Annotated in this window: 17 protein-coding genes and 1 tRNA gene; 6 read left to right on the top strand and 12 right to left on the bottom strand. The window is 61.2% G+C overall.

Annotation, left to right across the window (positions count from 1 at the left end; translation table 11 throughout):
• Positions 1 to 126: 126 nt before the first annotated feature.
• On the bottom strand, positions 127 to 294 hold the full coding sequence (locus tag AC1DX4_RS17175; RefSeq protein ID WP_477221425.1) for a hypothetical protein: 168 nt from the start codon (positions 292 to 294) through the stop codon (positions 127 to 129).
• 157 nt (positions 295 to 451) lie between these two features.
• Here AC1DX4_RS17175 and AC1DX4_RS17170 point away from each other — a divergent pair.
• Positions 452 to 527 (top strand) — tRNA-Thr (locus AC1DX4_RS17170).
• Between the two features lie 74 nt (positions 528 to 601).
• Here AC1DX4_RS17170 and AC1DX4_RS17165 read toward each other — a convergent pair.
• From AC1DX4_RS17165 to AC1DX4_RS17150, 4 genes are all read right to left on the bottom strand, one after another.
• Positions 602 to 1,759: a sugar ABC transporter substrate-binding protein gene (locus tag AC1DX4_RS17165; RefSeq protein ID WP_477221424.1), complete on the bottom strand. Its 1,158-nt coding sequence runs from the start codon at positions 1,757 to 1,759 to the stop codon at positions 602 to 604.
• A gap of 99 nt (positions 1,760 to 1,858) precedes the next feature.
• Positions 1,859 to 3,145 (bottom strand): sensor histidine kinase, encoded by a 1,287-nt coding sequence (locus tag AC1DX4_RS17160; protein WP_477221423.1) that lies wholly within the window; start codon positions 3,143 to 3,145, stop codon positions 1,859 to 1,861.
• A 263-nt stretch (positions 3,146 to 3,408) separates the two neighbouring features.
• On the bottom strand, positions 3,409 to 3,867 hold the full coding sequence (locus AC1DX4_RS17155; RefSeq protein ID WP_477221422.1) for a hypothetical protein: 459 nt from the start codon (positions 3,865 to 3,867) through the stop codon (positions 3,409 to 3,411).
• A 159-nt stretch (positions 3,868 to 4,026) separates the two neighbouring features.
• Entirely contained in the window at positions 4,027 to 4,641 is a 615-nt protein-coding gene (locus AC1DX4_RS17150; protein WP_477221421.1) for a TetR/AcrR family transcriptional regulator, read from the bottom strand.
• A gap of 91 nt (positions 4,642 to 4,732) precedes the next feature.
• Here AC1DX4_RS17150 and AC1DX4_RS17145 point away from each other — a divergent pair, with 91 nt between their 5' ends.
• The 5 genes from AC1DX4_RS17145 to AC1DX4_RS17125 are packed head-to-tail and all read left to right on the top strand — an operon-like array spanning position 4,733 to position 9,291.
• Positions 4,733 to 5,818, top strand: coding sequence for a polyamine ABC transporter substrate-binding protein (locus tag AC1DX4_RS17145; RefSeq protein WP_477221420.1), 1,086 nt, complete (start codon positions 4,733 to 4,735; stop codon positions 5,816 to 5,818).
• Between the two features lie 13 nt (positions 5,819 to 5,831).
• Positions 5,832 to 6,683: an ABC transporter permease gene (locus AC1DX4_RS17140; RefSeq protein ID WP_477221419.1), complete on the top strand. Its 852-nt coding sequence runs from the start codon at positions 5,832 to 5,834 to the stop codon at positions 6,681 to 6,683.
• A 1-nt stretch (position 6,684) separates the two neighbouring features.
• Positions 6,685 to 7,467, top strand: a complete 783-nt coding sequence (locus AC1DX4_RS17135; RefSeq protein ID WP_477221418.1) for an ABC transporter permease — start codon at positions 6,685 to 6,687, stop codon at positions 7,465 to 7,467.
• Entirely contained in the window at positions 7,464 to 8,528 is a 1,065-nt protein-coding gene (locus tag AC1DX4_RS17130; RefSeq protein ID WP_477221417.1) for an ABC transporter ATP-binding protein, read from the top strand. The genes AC1DX4_RS17135 and AC1DX4_RS17130 overlap by 4 nt, the downstream gene beginning before the upstream one ends.
• A gap of 1 nt (position 8,529) precedes the next feature.
• Positions 8,530 to 9,291, top strand: a complete 762-nt coding sequence (locus AC1DX4_RS17125; RefSeq protein WP_477221416.1) for an MBL fold metallo-hydrolase — start codon at positions 8,530 to 8,532, stop codon at positions 9,289 to 9,291.
• A gap of 7 nt (positions 9,292 to 9,298) precedes the next feature.
• Here the strand turns inward: AC1DX4_RS17125 and AC1DX4_RS17120 are convergent, their stop codons facing one another.
• The 7 genes from AC1DX4_RS17120 to AC1DX4_RS17090 all read right to left on the bottom strand — a co-directional run bounded on the left by AC1DX4_RS17120 (position 9,299) and on the right by AC1DX4_RS17090 (position 16,825).
• Positions 9,299 to 10,024 carry a TetR/AcrR family transcriptional regulator gene (locus AC1DX4_RS17120; protein WP_477221415.1) on the bottom strand — a complete coding sequence of 242 codons (726 nt, stop codon included), beginning with the start codon at positions 10,022 to 10,024 and terminating at the stop codon, positions 9,299 to 9,301.
• Positions 10,025 to 10,086: 62 nt separating this feature from the next.
• Positions 10,087 to 11,514 carry an amidase gene (locus AC1DX4_RS17115; protein ID WP_477221414.1) on the bottom strand — a complete coding sequence of 476 codons (1,428 nt, stop codon included), beginning with the start codon at positions 11,512 to 11,514 and terminating at the stop codon, positions 10,087 to 10,089.
• Positions 11,515 to 11,606: 92 nt separating this feature from the next.
• Positions 11,607 to 12,641, bottom strand: a complete 1,035-nt coding sequence (locus AC1DX4_RS17110; RefSeq protein ID WP_477221413.1) for an extracellular solute-binding protein — start codon at positions 12,639 to 12,641, stop codon at positions 11,607 to 11,609.
• A 40-nt stretch (positions 12,642 to 12,681) separates the two neighbouring features.
• Positions 12,682 to 13,482, bottom strand: a complete 801-nt coding sequence (locus tag AC1DX4_RS17105) for an ABC transporter permease (RefSeq protein ID WP_477221412.1) — start codon at positions 13,480 to 13,482, stop codon at positions 12,682 to 12,684.
• Positions 13,475 to 14,395: an ABC transporter permease gene (locus AC1DX4_RS17100; protein WP_477221411.1), complete on the bottom strand. Its 921-nt coding sequence runs from the start codon at positions 14,393 to 14,395 to the stop codon at positions 13,475 to 13,477. The genes AC1DX4_RS17105 and AC1DX4_RS17100 overlap by 8 nt, the downstream gene beginning before the upstream one ends.
• Positions 14,396 to 14,398: 3 nt before the next feature.
• Complete coding sequence (locus AC1DX4_RS17095) at positions 14,399 to 15,481, bottom strand: ABC transporter ATP-binding protein (RefSeq protein ID WP_477221472.1); 1,083 nt, start codon at positions 15,479 to 15,481, stop codon at positions 14,399 to 14,401.
• Between the two features lie 417 nt (positions 15,482 to 15,898).
• On the bottom strand, positions 15,899 to 16,825 hold the full coding sequence (locus AC1DX4_RS17090; RefSeq protein WP_477221410.1) for a hypothetical protein: 927 nt from the start codon (positions 16,823 to 16,825) through the stop codon (positions 15,899 to 15,901).
• Positions 16,826 to 16,863 lie beyond the last annotated feature (38 nt).

Raw genomic sequence — 16,863 nt, 5'->3', positions numbered from 1 at the left:
AAAGGTTCGAAGGGGCGAGGAGTTTTTTCGGCGAGGTCGGGGAAAGAGCGAGTAGCGAAGGCCGGATCACAGGAATGTCTGCCCCGCTACCGACTATTCGCTATTCGCTATTCGCTATTCGCTTTCTCAGCCCATTCCCGTGACATGGCGAAGCCAGAAGGCCAGCGCGATGAAGCCGACGATCGTGGTCACGCCGGTCCAGTCGACATTGGCCTTCTTCACATCACTGATGAGCTTTACCAGCAGCATCCAGGCGATGACGACGATGGGGAGAATGATGATAAACCTGATCATGCGACACTCCAGTCCGAAGCGATTGCACCTGACCGATATGTAGGAAGCGTGGCCGCGAATTTCAGCATGCTCATCCGCAGCCTCATCCACCGCCGGGGTAACCGAAAATGGAGTTTTGTCTTTACTGGCGCAACAAATATGCTAACCGGAGCGCCGTGCCCTTGTAGCTCAGCTGGTAGAGCAGCGGTTTTGTAAACCGAAGGTCGGCGGTTCGATTCCGTCCGGGGGCACCAGCTTCCCTGAGACAGTTCGGCTTCTGTTACTCACTCGCCTACCGCGCAGCGAGATAAGGCACAGCACCGATCAGCTACTTCTGCTCCGACGACCAAGGAAAATTTACATAGTGGTCGCGGCTGTCGTAGCAGATGTTCCCGTACATCTTCAGATAGGCGTCCCGTCGCACCGCGTCCGCATAAACCGAGGCTGGGTCCTTAAGGTCGGCCTCATACTGGGCGAGGTTGGCGCTCGTCAGCGCTATCGGAAGGATGTCCATCGCCTGCGGGATGCTTTTGCCTTCGAGCCAGTCGGCTGCAAACTCTCCCATGGCATATCCGAAGACGGGCGAAGACAACGAGATGCTCGCCTTGTAGGGGCTGTTTCCCTTCCTGATTTCAGCGACGGCCTCCGGCTCGCCGTCAATTCCGCCGAGGAATTGGTCGGGCCGATCTTTCCCCGCCGCACGCAACGCTTCCAGCGCACCCAGCACGACGGCGTCGCCGCCGAGCACCACGTCGATGTCCGGATTGGCAAGAAGGATGGTTTGCATGGTGGCGAACCCGCCTTCCTTGCTGACCGGCTTCGGCGCGATATCTGCCACGATCGTCACGCCCGGCATCGCGTTCAGGCCGGCGCGCATGGCCTCGAACCGAGGTGCCAGAAATTCCATCGTGTCCTGGGTCAGCAGCACGACCTTGGCCTTCCCGTTGAGCCTGGTTTTGATGTGATCGATCGCTGCGTCGGTCAGCACCTTGCCAGTTCGATATTGCGGGGCATTGAGCAGCAACGTTGCCGGCGGAGGCACGATGGTGCCAACAAACGCTCCTGACCAGATTGCCTGCTGGAGGGCGGGACTGAAAGCCGCCGGATCCGGCGACGTGGCAACCATGGCGCCAACCTTTGCCGCCACCAAAGACTGAACCTGTGTTATTGCCTTTCCCACATCATTTTCCACCAGAACTCTTCGATACTCCAAGCCCCGATCTCTTGCGGCCATGGACAGGCCATGGTCGACCCCCTCCAGGAAGTCCCGGTCGTTCTCCTGCACATAGGCCAGCACTTTTGTGAGACCGACCGGAGCGTTGCAAGAGGGCGCGTGGGGATCGAAGGCGGGGAATACAGTCCGCTGTGTGATGCCAGGAGCGCCGGCCTGGGCACTGGCGAAAGTCCCACTCATCGTGGCAATGAGAAGCAGGGCTATGGCTGATCCGGTTGGCCATCGGCAGGCAATCTTCTTATGATCAAACACGTCTGCCCCCCGTCGGCGTCAACTGTTGGCGCCACGACTATCACATCACACGCGCAATGCTGCCGCAGTGATTTTTCCACCTCGCGACGGCGCGGTCTACTATGCGGCGGTAGAGCGCCGTGGTTTCGTCGAAAACACCAAATGAGCGGCGGTTCCTGGCTGAAGCGTTCGATACTCGATCTTGGCGCCCAGGCTGATGCACATGGCGTGGATGATTCTGCTGCCAACGCCGGTCCCTTTGGCCGGCGTACCTTCAGCCTTTCCAACCCCATCATCTTCGACCACCAGTTCGGCTTGCTCGCCCGGCAGCTTGCTGAGCCGGACGCGGACTTCTCCGACACCATCCGGATAGGCGTATTTGAAGGCATTGGTGACCAGTTCGGTGATCACCACGCCAAGGTTGATGCTGGTGTCAGTTTCGAGCTTGATGGGGTCGACGTGGTAAGACAGGCTTACACCTTGAACCTGGCTGCGCATCGACGTTCGCAGGTGATCGAGCAATCCGCTCAGATATTCGTCCAACTCAACCGAACGGACGTCGGATGAGCCATAGAGCCGCCTGTGCACGAGCGAAATCGCAAAGATGCGATCCTGGGTTTCGGCCAGTGCGTCCTTGGAAGCGCGATCTCCGACAGCCTTCGATTGCAGGTTCACCAGCGACGAGACCAGAGCCAGGCTGTTGGCGACGCGGTGATTGACCTCTGACAAAAGCACTTCGGCCCGATCGCGCGCCTTGGCCAGGTCCTCGGTGCGGGTGGCGACCCGTTGCTCCAACTCGCTGTTGAGCGCGTTGACCTCGTCGCGCGTATCGCGAAGTTCCCTGGTGTATCGCGCGGCACCATAGGCTGCTCCGCCAACCACGGCGACGATGACAAACCCGCCGATTGCCGAAACAAGTCGCAGCCATCCGCTGTTGGCACGCTGTTCGGCGACGCCTGACGTCAGCCGGTCATCCGCTCGTCCAATGATCCCCGAAAAGAACACGTTGGCTTCGTCGGTCAGAGCCTTGCCTCTGTTGGTGCGGAATATCGCCAGTATCTCGGCATCGCGCTGATCTCGCTTTAGAGCTATCGTTTGATCGAGCTCATCAAACTTGGTGGTTATGATCGCAGACAGCCGTTGCAGCGTGGATTCCGAATTGGCATAGGATGTCAGCAGGGTCTGCAGCGCCTGCAGATGACGCTGCGCCTGGGCCTTGGCGGTCTGGTAAGGCCCCAGGTAAATCTCGTTCCCGGTGATGACGAAGCCGCGCTCACTCGCCTCGGCCGTCTGCATTGCATTTCTCAACTCGACGGCCGCGATACGCGTGTCGCGCGCCTCAATCGCATTGTCGAAATAGGACTGAGCTCTCTGCCCCAGCCAGAAGTTGGTGGCGACGATGGCCATAAGGGCTACGAACCCGATGAGCAGGGACGCGGATGTGAGTCGGACAATTTTGCGGCTGGAAACTGGCATTCGGGCATACCTGCCCGATTTTGAGTGACCGCGCCATCATGTAGTGAGAGCTAATAAGCCGCACACGCAAAACTTGCTACTTTGCGTTGACTTTGCGCCGACACCCGACGTCGATCAGCCGGCACCCGCCAACATCTTTCCGCACCGCGAACTGGTGGAGAACTACAGGGCGGCGCCGCTAACCGCCTAATGTCCTACTTCGGGCATCTCTCAAAAAAAGCGGATCGCTGGATTTCCGGCAGGCCTTCGAACCGAACCCGAACCACCTCGATCCTCGCCCCAACCTTCTGAAAGACAAGATGCATGTTGTCGTAGTCGTGTTGGGACGCTGCTTTGCCATCTGATCGGGTGACCGTTACGGGATGGAGGCCTATCCCGATTTCATCACGGGCAACGAGTGCCGATTCAGTGACTTGATCGACAGTGGTAACCAACACGCCGCCATGCTTGTCCAGGATGGTCGCCGTCGCCTCTCCGCCGGACGGTGCCGCAAACGTAACTCTATCCATCGCCGACTGAGAAATGTCCTTGCCGCAATCCGGCGACCACACTCCCATGAGGCCAAATTGTTTCATAGGCCCGCCGATGTCATCGCCAAAAGCTGGGGCGCAGAACACACCAGATGCCAAGAGAACCCCGAAAAAGCTGCGCATTGCCCCTCCTGCAAGCTATTCCCATGCCGCACGCGTAAGCTAGGCACTGAACTTAGGCGCCTCTATGACCCGGCTCTCGAGTAGCTTGGCACAGGCTGGGTCAAACACACCAGTCAAGCGCTTAGCCGATCCGGCCGGTCGCCCAGCCGCCATCGTCCCTCACACCCCGATCGCTGCCACCAAAATCCGATTCTGCCGGCGTATCGCCGCGCGCAGTTCCGGTATCCTGGCCCCGTCGCGCTTCACGAATTCGATGAACATCATGTTCATGTTGTTGAAGATCAGTTCGCCGAGCGCCGTACCGTCGATATCCCTCCGCACCAGGCCAAGCTCCTGCAGCCGGGCGATCAGCGCGCGGATCTGTTCGGTGAGCGAGCGGTCGAGTGCGGTGTAGGCCTGGCCGAACGGGCTGTCCGGCAGCTGCGTCGAGATCGCCATGGCCTGCCGCCACATCTCCTTGCTGAGATAGTGCAGCGAATGCTCGATATAGATGCCGATCAGAGTGTCCAGCGCGTCGCCGACATTGGCCGGTGGCCTTGCAACGACGCCGCGCCCCGCATTGAGCACTTCATTGACTTCCAGCGAGACGATGGCGCCGAGGATGTCGCCCTTGTTCTCATAGTAATTGTAGATCGTGCCGATCGACACTTCCGCCTGCGCGGCGATGGTTTCGATCTTTGCGCCCTCATAGCCGGCCTCGCGAAAAAGCTCTGCCGCGGCCTCGATGATGCGCCTGTGCCGGTCCGCCTTTTGCCTTGCCCGCAATCCGCTCATATCAGCCTCTTGCCACAAAAACAGAATTGACTCAATTTTAGAATTGGTTCAACTTTTTGCAAGAAGCCACAAAGGCAAGGGAGAACACTTGATGTCCGTCAAATCCGGGAATCCACTTTTCGTCCTGAAGCGCCATCTGCGCGCGGCGTGCGCCGCCACCGCACTGCTGCTTGGCGTGGGCAGCCTCGCCGAGGCCGCTGATCTCAACGCGCTGATCTGGTGCGATCATTCCGATCCGGCACTGCTGCAGCCTTTCGAGGAGGCCAACAACGTCAAGGTCAACGTCAAGGAATTTGAGGGCACGGGGGCTGGCCTCGCTATCGTCGAGCAGTCGCAGCCCGGCGACTGGGACGTGATGGTGATCGACTCGATCGACGTGCCGCGCGGTGTCGAAAAGGGCCTGTTCGAGCCGCTACCGGAGGACAAGCTGCCGCTGGCCGATCTGTTTCCGCAGGTGAAGATGGACGGCTCCACCGTCGTCGGCGGCAAGCGCTACGGCATCACCGAAAAATTCGGCTACAACACGATCGGCTTCAACAAGACCAAGGTCGATCCGGCCGACATGCAGTCCCTGGCGTCGCTGACATCAGACAAGTACAAGGGCAAGGTCGCCATCTACGACTATTATCTGCCGGTCATCGGCATGGCCGCGCTCGCCATCGGCAAGAAGACGGCGGAGCTGACCGAAGCCGACCTGCCCGCCCTCAAGGCTGAGCTTCTCAAGATGAAGGCCAACGCCAAGCTGGTCGGCGAAGTCACCGCCAGCCAGACGGCGCTGGCGACCGGCGAGGTCGATATTCTGGTCGGCGGCGGCGAATGGGTGACGGCAGGGCTGGCCAAGGAAAACCCTGCGCTGGACTTCTCTATCCCCAAGGAAGGTGCGGTGCTGTGGTCGCAGTCGCTGGCCATGTTCAAGGATTCCAAGAACAAGGATCTGGCGCTGAAATTCATCCAGTACATTGTGAGTCCTGAAGGCCAGGCACGGCTTGCCACTTCCTCCTGCTACTGGGGCATGCCCGCCAACACCAAGGCGGCTTTGACCGACGACCAGAAGAAGGTGCTGCGCTTCGACGAGCAGCCGGGCTTCCTCGCTCGCGCCCAGGCCTATCCGGCGCCTAATGCCGATCTCGACAAGAAGATGCAGGACATGTGGACCGAAATGCTGCAGGCGAAATGAGCGGTTGCCGTCCGTGAGCTCAACCGGGAACAGCCGGGCAGGCCGTGCCCTGCCCTGGGCGCTGGTCACGCCAGCGCTTGGCTGGACGCTGCTGTTCTTCGTGCTGCCTTTCATCGCCATGGGGTTTTCGAGCCTGACGGCGCATGAAGGCGGCGGCTTCACGCTCGGCAACTACAGCCAGTTTTTCACCAACCCCTCCTACTGGCAGGCGATGGTGAACTCGCTGCAAGTGACGGCGATCGTCACCGTGATTTCGGTGCTGCTCGCCTATCCCTTCGCCTGGATTCTTGCCGAACAGGTGCCGGAACGCTGGCAGCGGCTGGCCCTGATGCTGGCCGTGCTGCCGTTCTGGACGTCCTATGTCGTGCGCTCCTATTCCTGGCTGCTGGTGCTGGCGCAGAACGGTGTCATCAACCGCGCGCTCACCGGTTCCGGCCTGATCACCGAGCCGCTGCAACTCGCCAATACGCGCTTCGCCACTGTCACCGGCTTCGTGCATTTCTTCGTCATGCTGTTGACGCTGACCATCTTCGCCAATTTGAAGCAGCTCAGCCCGAGCTACCGCAAGGCCGCCGCCGATCTCGGCGCCGGGCCGGTGCGCACCTTCCTGCATGTCGTCCTGCCGCTAACCTTGCCCGGCATCATGGTCGGCGCGTTCCTGACCTTCGTGCTATGCATCGGCGACTACATCACGCCGCAGATCCTGGGCGGCAACAACGAACTTCTGATGCCGCAGCTGGTGATGATGCAGATCGGCCGGCGCGGCGATTTTCCGCTTGCTTCGGCGCTGTCGATCATCCTGATGGCGGTGGTCACCATTGCCTACCTCGCCTGCGCCCGCTGGCTGAAGATCGAGCGGGCCTGAGATGCGCAGGATTGTCCGTGTCGCGTCCTGGGTCTACGCGCTCGCCGTCTACGGCTTCATTTTCCTACCGGTGGTGGTGCTGGTATTGTTTTCGCTGCAGGCAACCTCCTTCCCCATTCCGCCCTTCACCGGTCCATCGCTGCGCTGGTACGAGGCGGTGCTCTCCGACACGCGGCTGACCTCGGCGCTGGTCAATTCACTGATGGTCGCGGCGCTTTCCTCAGCCACCGCCGTGACGCTCGGCTTCCTCTCGGCCTGGGGCTTTGCGCGCTTCGTGCTACCGGGCTCGGGCCTGCTGCGCGGCTTGATCACGCTGCCGCTGACGGTCAGCTACCTCATCATCGGCATGGGGCTCTTGGTGCTGTTCAACTGGGCCGGCGTACCGAAATCGCTGCTCGCCGCCGGCATCGGCCACGTCGTGATCAATCTGCCGCTGTGCTTCGCCATCATCTACAGCCAGATGGGCGATCACCAGATCAACATCGAGCGCGCCGCGCGCGATCTCGGCGCGCCGGAGTGGAAGGTGCTGCTCTTGATCACCGTGCCGGTCATGGCGCCGGCGATCTGTGCCGGCTTCTTCCTGTCGATGACCTTCTCCTGGGACGAATTCGTGATCTCCTTCCTGCTGACCCGCTTCGACACCACGCTGCCGGTGGAAATCTGGAACCTGCTGCGCTCCGGCCTTAACCCGAAAACCAACGCGATCGGCTCGCTGGTTTTCGCCGTCTCCATCGTGCTGGTCGTGCTGTTCGAACTGACATTGCTGCGCCGGAGAAAAGCATGACCGCGCCTCTGGTCGATATCCGCGCTGTCTCACACCGTTTCGGGCAGCTGGCGGTGCTGAAAGACGTCTCGCTCAAGATCGAACCCGGCAGCTACACGATCCTGCTCGGGCCGTCGGGCTCCGGCAAGACGACGCTCTTGTCGATCCTCGGCGGCTTCGTCACGCCCAGCGAAGGCAAGGTTTTCATCCGCGGCGAGGACTGCACCGCAGTGCCGCCGGCGAAACGCCCGACGACGACGGTGTTCCAGGACTATGCGCTGTTTCCGCATATGAGCGTCGGCGGCAATGTCGGGTTCGGGCTGCGCATGCAAGGCGTCGATGGTGCGACGCGCGCCGCAAAAGCCCGCGAGGCGCTGGCGCTGGTCGGGCTGGCTACCGCCTTCGACAAGAAGCCGCACCAGCTTTCCGGCGGCCAGCGGCAGCGCGTGGCGCTGGCGCGGGCGCTGGTGATCGAGCCGGCGGTGCTTCTGCTCGACGAGCCGCTCGGCGCACTCGACCTCAAACTGCGCCGGCAGATGCAGGACGAGTTGAAGGCAATCCAGAAGCGCGTCGGCACCGCCTTCATCCATGTCACCCACGACCAGGAAGAGGCGATGGCGCTGGCCGACCATTGCGTGGTGATGAATGACGGCCGCATCGAGGACGAAGGCCCGCCCGAGCGCGTCTACGCCAGGCCGGCGACACGCTTTTCCGCCACCTTCATGGGCGAAAGCACCATCCTTGCCGGCAAGGTCACGCAAGCCAAGGACAGGACGAGCACAGTCTCGACGCCGGCCGGACCGGTTTTGCTGCGCAGCGCCTTGCCTGTGGGCTCGGCTGTTGCATTGGCCATCCGGCCGGAGTACCTCCTCCTCGGTGGGGCCGCGGGCACCGCAAGTCTCGGCATGGCAAAAGTGAGCGACGTTGTCTTCCAGGGCAGTTTCAAGCGTGTGCTTGCCGTTTCAGTCGCGGATCCCTCGCTGCAGTTCATCGCCAAGCTGCCGGCATCAGCCACCGTCCAGCCCGGCGACACAGTTGCCGTTTCGTGCGATACCGACCAGATCATCGTTTTGACGGACTGAAATGGCACCCCTTCCGGTCATCGACGCACCAGACTGGTACGAGACCATCCGCATGGCCGACGGTGTCACGTTGATCCACGAGCCGTGGATAAAACCCTTCTTCCGCTGCAACATGTGGCATGTGCGCGGCCGCGACCGCGACCTCCTGTTCGACAGCGGTCTCGGTCATTTCAGCTTGCGCACACATGTGCCCTTGGTCAGCGAGCGCAAGCTGACCTGCGTCGCCAGCCATACGCATTTCGATCACATCGGCTGCCATCACGAATTTCCCGACCGCTGCGTGCACCGGGCCGAGGCGGAAATCCTTGCCGATCCGCGCAACGAATGGACGGCCGCCGGCACATATGCGACCGAAGAGATGTTCGATCGCCAGCCGCAAGGTTGGGACACAGCGCGCTACCGCATTTTAGCCGCGCCGGCCGACCGCCTGCTCGAGCATGGCGATATCATCGATCTCGGCGACCGCGCCTTCGAGGTGATCCACACACCCGGCCATTCGCCCGGCGGCATCGCGCTCTACGAGGACAAGACCGGCATCTTGCTGTCCGGCGACATCATCTATGACGGCCCGCTGATCGACGACGTCTACCATTCGGACATCCCAGACTATGTCGAGACGCTGCTCGCCATGCGCGAACTCGATGTCTCGATCGTGCATGGCGGCCATTTCCCGAGCTTCGGCAAGGTGCGCTACCGCCAGCTGATCGACGAGTATCTTTCGCAGAAACGCCAGGCCGGCTGCCACCTGAGCCAGCGCCCCTGAGAAACAGCTACGGCATCAATTCGAAATGCCGCGGAAATGCCTGATGCAGCAGCAGCAGCATGGTCTTGCGCAGCACATTGGTGTCACGGCTCGAAGGGTTCAGATGGTCCCAGTACCATGCGCCGTGAACCAGATAGTTCAGGCTCTCCGACAATGTGTCTATGTCGACGCCGGCATAGCCGCCGCTGCGCGAAATCTCGATCAGAAACTCGCGCGCTTCAGCGGTGTAGGCGAGATCGCTCGGCAGGCCGATTTCATTATATATCTGCATGCTCTTGCGGTCGCTGGAGAACGCAACAAAGACGGACACCCATTTCGGATGCTGCCGGGCAAAACGTTGCGCGCAATCGACGGCGCCCAGCACCCTTTCAGCCGGCGTCAGGCCGGGCGCCCGCACCAAAGTGATCCACAGTTCGTCGTACTGATCGCTGAGATACTGCAGCACGACCCGGAACAGGTTCTCCTTGCTGCGGAAATGAAAGACGACCAGCGCGTTGGACGAGCCTACATGTTCAGCGATGCGCTGCATGGTGACGCTGGCCAGGCCCTCCTCCGCGATGAGCTCGATGGTGGCGTCGATGATGCGCTGCACGCTGGCTTCGCCGCGCTCGCGCCGGCGGTCCTTGGGCGCGGCGGCATCATTTGCCGCGCCCTTCGTCGCCGCAGCCTTGCGTTTCTCCGGCTTTGCGGTTGCCTTGCGTTGCGCCATTGTCGTCAGGCCTTTCGGACCCACGGCGGAAATATCCCGCCGCACAAATTACTTCGGCATATGGCACGCCGCATCCCGGAAATGTCTCAAAGCGACGGGCGTGCCTCGGCGTTTCCATACCATTGCCCGCGGGCCGTTTCATAGGCCAGTCCGGCGCGGAAGACATCGGCGTCGCAATAGGTGCGGCCAACGATCTGGATGCCTGTCGGCACGCCGTTGGCGGCGCGGCCCGACGGTATCGTCAGAACCGGGCAACGGCTCAGCATGTTGAACGGCGTCGTCATCACCCAACCCAGCGAGGGGTTTACCTCCCTGCCGTTGATCTCAACCTTGTCCCTGGTCTGATCGAACTCCGCCGGCACCGCTGGAAGCGCATTTGTCGGGCAGATCAGCACGTCGTAGGTCTCCAGCAGCGGGCCCAGCGTCTGGTACATCCTGGCCGCCACCTCCAGTGTGGCGACAAAATCCGCGGCCTTCGACTTCTGCCCATCCTGCGCGAACTGCCTGGCATAGCTGGTCATGTCCTTGCCGTGCTTCTCCAACAGTTGCGACAGCGAGGCGCCGAACAGGTGCTCCAGATAGGCCATGCCGGCCTTGAGCACCTCGTCGCCCCAGCCCAGGTCAACCTCCTCGACCGTGGCGCCAAGCGAGCGGAAGACATCGCAGGCGGCAAGTGTGTTTTTGCGCACGTCGGGATCGACTTCAAAAGAGCCGAGATCCATGGAGAAGGCTATTCTCCAGCCCTTGATCGGCTTGTAGTCGAACGGCAGACGCAGTTTGGGACGCAGCGTGGCGATGTCGAGCGGGCTCGGTCCGGCCATGACGTTCTGCAGCAGGATCGCATCCCTGACATTTCGCGCCAGCGGTCCGGTGTGGCAATAGAAGTCGAGGTTGAAGGGCGGCTCGTCCGGATTGCGGCCGTAGGGCGGCTTGAAGCCGACAAGACCGCAGGCCGAGGCAGGAATGCGGATCGACCCGGCAATGTCCGAGCCGGTGGCGATCGACGATGTCCCTGAAGCCAGCGTTGCCGCAGACCCGCCCGACGACCCGCCCGGCGTGAATTCCGGATTCCAGGGATTGCGGGTGACGCCCCACCGCTTCGACCAGGTATAGCCGGCGCAGCTGAATTCCGGCGTCGCCGTGCGCGCATGCACGATGCCGCCTGCCTTGATGATGCGCTCGTTGATGGTCGAGGTATGGCCGCCAAGAGCATCCTTCGACAGCAGCGAGCCATGCGAGGTCGGCTTGCCCTTGATGTAGCTCTCGTCCTTGATGCCGATCGGCAGGCCCTCGAGCGCGCCGGTTTTGGCACCCTTGGCGTATTTCGCCTCGGCTTTTCTGGCCAGCGCCATCGCCTCTTCGAAATGGGTGAAGGTGAAGCAGTTGATCGTCGGCTTCGTCGCCTCGGCGCGATCGATGGTCGCCTGCATCAGTTCGACGGGCGAAAGGGTCTTGGCCTTGAACCGCCGCAGCGCTTCGCTCGCCGGCATGTAGCAGAGGTCGAGATCGGTCATGAAAGTCTCCCGCGATCGCCCGGATCGCCTTGGCTTGATGGATCGAGAGGTGGCCGCGCCGCATGTCGCGGCGCGGAAAACAACGGATCAGGCTATTTCTGCAGATCGGTCCAGATCTTGGTGTAGAGCGCCTGCACATCCGGCGGACAGGCCGCCATGAACTGGCCCTTGGCGGCGAATTCGGCCGGCACGTTCACCTCCGGCGCGTCCTTCATGTCGGCCGGCATGAACGCTTCCGAGCCCTTGATGCCGTTCGAATAGCGCGCGAAGGCCGAGATCAAGGCGGCATTCTGCGGGTCCATGATGAAGTTCTGGAACAGCTTGGCGTTGTCGACGTTCTCGGCGTCCTTGAGAACCGCGACATTGTCCATCCAGATCGGATAGCCCTCCTTGGGATAGCCATAGACGATCTTGTCGTTCTGCAGCCGCTGGCGCAGCGAAATGCCGTTCCAGTTGACGCCGGCGGCGATGTCGCCCTTGCCGAGGCCATCGACGGCGCCATAGTCGAAGGACAGCCATTTCGCCTTGGCCTCGACCAGCTTGTCGCGAACCTTCTTCAGCAACACCTTGTCGTCGGTGCAATACTGGCCGCCTTCGTAGGCGATGGCGAGGAACATGATGTCACCCATTTCGGGCACGACATTGATTTTGCCGACCAATTCGGGCGGTGGGTCGAGGAAGATTGCCGACGTGTTCACATCGCCCGAATAGACCGATTTGTTCACCGATATGCCTGTCGTGCCCCACTGCCACGGAACCGTGTATTTGCGGCCCGGATCGAAGGGAACATCGACCCATTTGGGATCGACATTCTTGAAATTCTCCATTGCGTTGGGATCGGTCTCCAGCAGCAGCCCTTCGCTGATCCAGATGGGGACGACACTGGCCGAGGGTACGACGATGTCGAAACCGGCGCCGCCCTGGCGGATCTTGGCGAGCGCCGTGTCGTTGGAATCGAAGTCGGTGACGGTAACCTTGACCTTGTAGGTCTCCTCGAACTTCTTGATCAGGTCGGGGTTGGTGTAGTTGCCCCAATTGTAGATGTTGAGCTCGCCATCGGCACGCGCCACGCCCGTAACAGCCAGCAGCGATAGCCCGACGGCTGTCGCGGTCAGTTTCCAGTTCATGCTATTTGCTCCCATTGTTGGGACCGGCGGCGATGCGGCCTCAGGTCCGTTTCCTGCTGAAGAAAAAGAAAGCCGTGACGATGCCGATCGACAGGACAAGGAAGACGGTCGAGATCGCATTGATTTCCGGCGTCACGCCGCGACGAATCTGGCCAAGCATGAAGGTCGGTAGCGTGTCCTGGCCGCCGGATTTGACGAATTCGGTGATGACCACGTCATCCAGCGAGACGACGAAGGCGAGCATCAGCCCTGCCAGGATGCCCGGCCAAAGCAGCGGCAGCGTCACATGCCGGAAGGCCTGCCATTTGCCCGCATAGAGGTCGGCCGCCGCCGTTTCGAGCGAGAGATCCATGCTTTCGAGCCGAGCACGGATCGGCAGATAGGCGAACGGGATGCAGAAGGCGGTGTGGGCTGCGATCAGGTATCCAAGACCCGAATAGCCGGTCCAGATCTTGATGCGCGAGAACACAATCAGCAGCGCCACCGCCGTGACGATCTCCGGCACCATCAGCGGCTGGTTGATGAAAGCGTATTTGAAGGTCAGCCCGCGATACGGCTTGGTCCGGGTCGTCGCCAGCGCCGCCATCGTTGCCGTGATCGTCGCCAGGATGGCGGCGACCGCTGCGATCTGGAACGAGCGAATCGAGGATTCGATCACCAGCGTGTTGTTCCAGGCGACATGGAACCAGCGCAGCGAAAAGCCCTTCCAGATCGCCAGCGATTCATTGTCGTTGAAGGCGAAGACGACGAGCGTGCCGATCGGCAGATAGAGGAGGAAGAAACACACCATCGCTATGGTGACGAAGCCGGTCTGCTGGCGGACATCGAAGCGCTTAGCCATGGCTGCCATCCGACCTTGTCATGTTGCGGACGTAGAACAGCAGCGCCACCATCACGATCGCCATCAGCGTGATCGACAGCGCCGCACCGAGCGGCCAGTTGCGCCCTTGGCCGAATTGCAGTTCGATCAGATTGCCGATCATCAGATTGGTGCCGCCGCCCAGCACACGCGGCGTCACATAGGCGCCGAGCGAAGGGATGAAGACGAGGATCGAGCCGGCGACGATGCCCGGCGCGACCAGCGGCACGATGATGCGCCGCAGTACCTGAAACCGCGTCGCGTACAGGTCGTAACCCGCCTCGATCAGCCGGAAGTCGATCTTCTCCATGCTGGCGTAGAGCGGCAGCACCATCAGCGGCAGGAACACATAGACCATGCCGAGCAGGACGGCGAAATTCGTATACATCAGCTGGGTGGGGTGATCGGTAATCCGCAGCAGCTGCAGCAGCCAATTGATGAGGCCGTCATTGCGCAGCACCTCCTGCATGGCGAAGGTTCGGATCAAAAGGTTGGTCCAGAACGGGATGGTGATCAGGAACAGCCAGATATCGCGCCGGTGTTCCGGTCGTGTCGCGATGAAATAGGCTGTCGGAAAGCCGAAGATCAGCGTCAGGATCGTGGTCATGGCCGACAGCGACACCGAGCGCCAGAAGATCGACAGATGCGCGCTGGCGAAGGACAGCGCGTCGTCGAAGACGTCTCGCTGAAGCAGCACGCTCACCCAGGCGTCGGTCGAAAACTGCCATTTCACGTCGCCGTAATTGCCTGGGGTCAGGAAGGAATAGACGACCACGATCAGCAGCGGCCCAAGCGCCGCGAGGAAGACGATCAGCAACGCCGGCGTGGAAAGCAGCCAGCGCGAGCGGATATCGTTGCGTTCGGCCTTGTCGGCGATCTCTTTCGCGGTCGCCATGACCTAATCCTTCAGCAGCTGCGCGGCGGCGTCGCCGATTTGAATGCCGACCTTGTCGCCGGCTTCGAAGCCGCAGCCGGCACAACGTGAATTCTGCTGGCGCACGATGAAGGGACCGCCGTCCGCCAGCCGGACATGGATATGTGTGTCGGTGCCGAAATAGACGACGGTCTCGACCGTGCCGGTCAGGTCGCCGGCGGCCTTGACGAGCCTGGCATGCTCGGGCCGCACCATCAGCGTCGCCTGGCTGCCCGGCCGGAAATCGCTGGCGGTGGTCGCGAGGATGCTTGCTCCCGAGCGCAGTGTGACCCGCGCCTTGCCATCCGCGGCGCCTTCGACCGTGCCGTCCAGGAAATTGGTCTCGCCAATGAAGTCGGCGACGAAGCGTTGCGCCGGGTGATCGTAGATGTCCCAAGGCGTACCGACCTGCAGGATCTTGCCTGACGACATCACCGCGATGCGGTCCGACATGGTCAGTGCTTCTTCCTGATCATGGGTGACGAAGATGAAGGTGATGCCGGTCTCGTGCTGCAGCCGCTTCAACTCGATCTGCATCTCCTTGCGCAGCTTGTAGTCGAGCGCCGACAAGGGTTCGTCGAGCAAGAGCACCTTCGGCTGCGGCGCCAGTGCCCGGGCCAGCGCCACGCGCTGCTGCTGGCCGCCAGAAATCTGGCTGGTGCGGCGGCTCTTCAATTTCTGCATGTGGACCAGCGTCAGCATCGCATCGACGCGCGCCTCGATCTCCGCCCTGGGCTTGCCCAGCATCTTCAGGCCGAAGCCGATGTTCTCGGCCACCGTCATGTGCGGGAACAGCGCATAGGACTGGAAGACGGTGTTGACCGGGCGCTTGAACGGCGGCAGCGGCGCGATGTCCTGTCCGTAGAGCAGGATTTCGCCGGCGCTCGGAAAATCGAAGCCGGCTATCAGCCGCAACAACGTCGTCTTTCCGCAGCCGGATGGGCCCAGCAGCGTGAAAAACTCGTTCTCGCGAATGGAAACGGAAACCGCGTCAAGCGCCCTGACGGGCTCCTGGCCGGGTCCCTGAAAAGTCCTGGTGACGTCCTTCGCCTCAACGGCGGGCCGCATGACTGTCAAGATATTCCCCTCTCCTTCGTGGCCATTCACCGGCAAACGCCGGCTGGTCATCGTCGACGCTAGGGATAACTATGACTAAACATACAGTCAATATTTTTTTGCGGGCGACGGCGGACATCTGACAGGCCGCAAAACCGCGCCTCCAGCACTCTTGTCGTCGGCTTTGGTATCATGCGTGGGTGGCGCGTCCGGCTTCATCGGCGGAATGTGGCCGCGGACCGGCCACGTGACAGCGCTCTCGACCAATTTCTACGATCGCATCAGCAGGGGTTGGAACGCGGGCCTAGCTGCGGACGTACTGGCTGCCGAACCATGAGACCGGCGACCCGACTCGGTCTACACGGCAACGCTGATTTGCAGGGATGACGCGGCGAACAATAGGCGCGACAAAGCCGGCCAAGCCGGACATCAGCCGGAATTGGCTGCCGGAAGCGAGATCGTATAGCGCGGTGGCGTAGACGCCGTCCGGCCTCTCCTCCATTGCTTCAGCAGGTCTCTCAAGCGGATCGGAGGTTTCTCGTAGATTGGAGCAACCAGGCCAGCGACCTCGTAGTAGCCGTCGAGAATGTTGGTGCGCAGCAATTGGCGCTCCTGTGTATAGAAACTGAAATGCGCGACGATCAGGTCACCAAAAATCTTGCCCGGCCGATCCTGTTTGGTCGGCAGCGTCGCCGAAAGCCACTCTTCCTCATCGCCTGACGGCGGATGGAAATCCTCTCCCAGACCGACAATATCCGACCCGAAGAAACCGATCGCATTGATGGAGAAGCGCGACAGCCTGATCTCCCGGTCCGGGATCCGGAAGTCATCGAGCCGGTTGGAGCGGACAGCTTCGATGAAGACCGGATGAAGCGCCTGCGGAAAGCTGGCATGTGCCCAGGAGAACTCGCATGACGCCTGGCACGTAAGCGGCCCCTCCACCACAACCCTGGAAAGCTGTTTGATCAGTGAATTGCAGATCGCATTGTTGATGATCAGCGGCGCGTACCAGATGGCTGATCCTCGTTCGGCCATGACCCTGGCCATGAACTTTTGAAAGAAGCCGTCCTCGACAAAAACCACATCGTCGTCGAGGCGCAGATAGAAAGCGTCGACATCATCGCAAAAACGATAGAAGTCACCGATGACATTGAACCCGCCATTGGCGTGTGGAAGTTTTTTGATCCGGCAGCGTGGATCGGAAGCGGCCAGTCTCTGCAGGTAGGCTCGATCGGCTTCGTTGCGGCAGTTGTCCCACAGGTGCCATTCGTGCACATCGGAGCTTTTCAGAACGTAATGGCTGAGCAAGCGAAGATATTTCTCGCGCCCGGCCGGCGTCACGACGATAAGTTTCATGGATGCAAGACCCTACGGTGGCCGCTTTTTACTGGACC

Source organism: Mesorhizobium sp. P3_A8 (assembly GCF_056402995.1).
The sequence above is the reverse complement of the archived record's forward strand: the minus strand, read 5'-3'. Positions and strand labels throughout refer to the sequence as shown.

Bases quoted from the DNA above. Each gene is read 5' to 3' on its own strand.
- AC1DX4_RS17155 (WP_477221422.1), bottom strand. From the start codon at position 3,867: ATGCGCAGCTTTTTCGGGGTTCTCTTGGCATCTGGTGTGTTCTGCGCC.
- AC1DX4_RS17090 (WP_477221410.1), bottom strand. From the start codon at position 16,825: ATGAAACTTATCGTCGTGACGCCGGCCGGGCGCGAGAAATATCTTCGC.
- AC1DX4_RS17125 (WP_477221416.1), top strand. From the start codon at position 8,530: ATGGCACCCCTTCCGGTCATCGACGCACCAGACTGGTACGAGACCATC.
- AC1DX4_RS17100 (WP_477221411.1), bottom strand. From the start codon at position 14,395: ATGGCGACCGCGAAAGAGATCGCCGACAAGGCCGAACGCAACGATATC.
- AC1DX4_RS17110 (WP_477221413.1), bottom strand. From the start codon at position 12,641: ATGAACTGGAAACTGACCGCGACAGCCGTCGGGCTATCGCTGCTGGCT.
- AC1DX4_RS17150 (WP_477221421.1), bottom strand. From the start codon at position 4,641: ATGAGCGGATTGCGGGCAAGGCAAAAGGCGGACCGGCACAGGCGCATC.
- AC1DX4_RS17130 (WP_477221417.1), top strand. From the start codon at position 7,464: ATGACCGCGCCTCTGGTCGATATCCGCGCTGTCTCACACCGTTTCGGG.
- AC1DX4_RS17160 (WP_477221423.1), bottom strand. From the start codon at position 3,145: ATGGCCATCGTCGCCACCAACTTCTGGCTGGGGCAGAGAGCTCAGTCC.
- AC1DX4_RS17175 (WP_477221425.1), bottom strand. From the start codon at position 294: ATGATCAGGTTTATCATCATTCTCCCCATCGTCGTCATCGCCTGGATG.
- AC1DX4_RS17105 (WP_477221412.1), bottom strand. From the start codon at position 13,482: ATGGCTAAGCGCTTCGATGTCCGCCAGCAGACCGGCTTCGTCACCATA.
- AC1DX4_RS17135 (WP_477221418.1), top strand. From the start codon at position 6,685: ATGCGCAGGATTGTCCGTGTCGCGTCCTGGGTCTACGCGCTCGCCGTC.
- AC1DX4_RS17115 (WP_477221414.1), bottom strand. From the start codon at position 11,514: ATGACCGATCTCGACCTCTGCTACATGCCGGCGAGCGAAGCGCTGCGG.
- AC1DX4_RS17145 (WP_477221420.1), top strand. From the start codon at position 4,733: ATGTCCGTCAAATCCGGGAATCCACTTTTCGTCCTGAAGCGCCATCTG.
- AC1DX4_RS17095 (WP_477221472.1), bottom strand. From the start codon at position 15,481: ATGCGGCCCGCCGTTGAGGCGAAGGACGTCACCAGGACTTTTCAGGGA.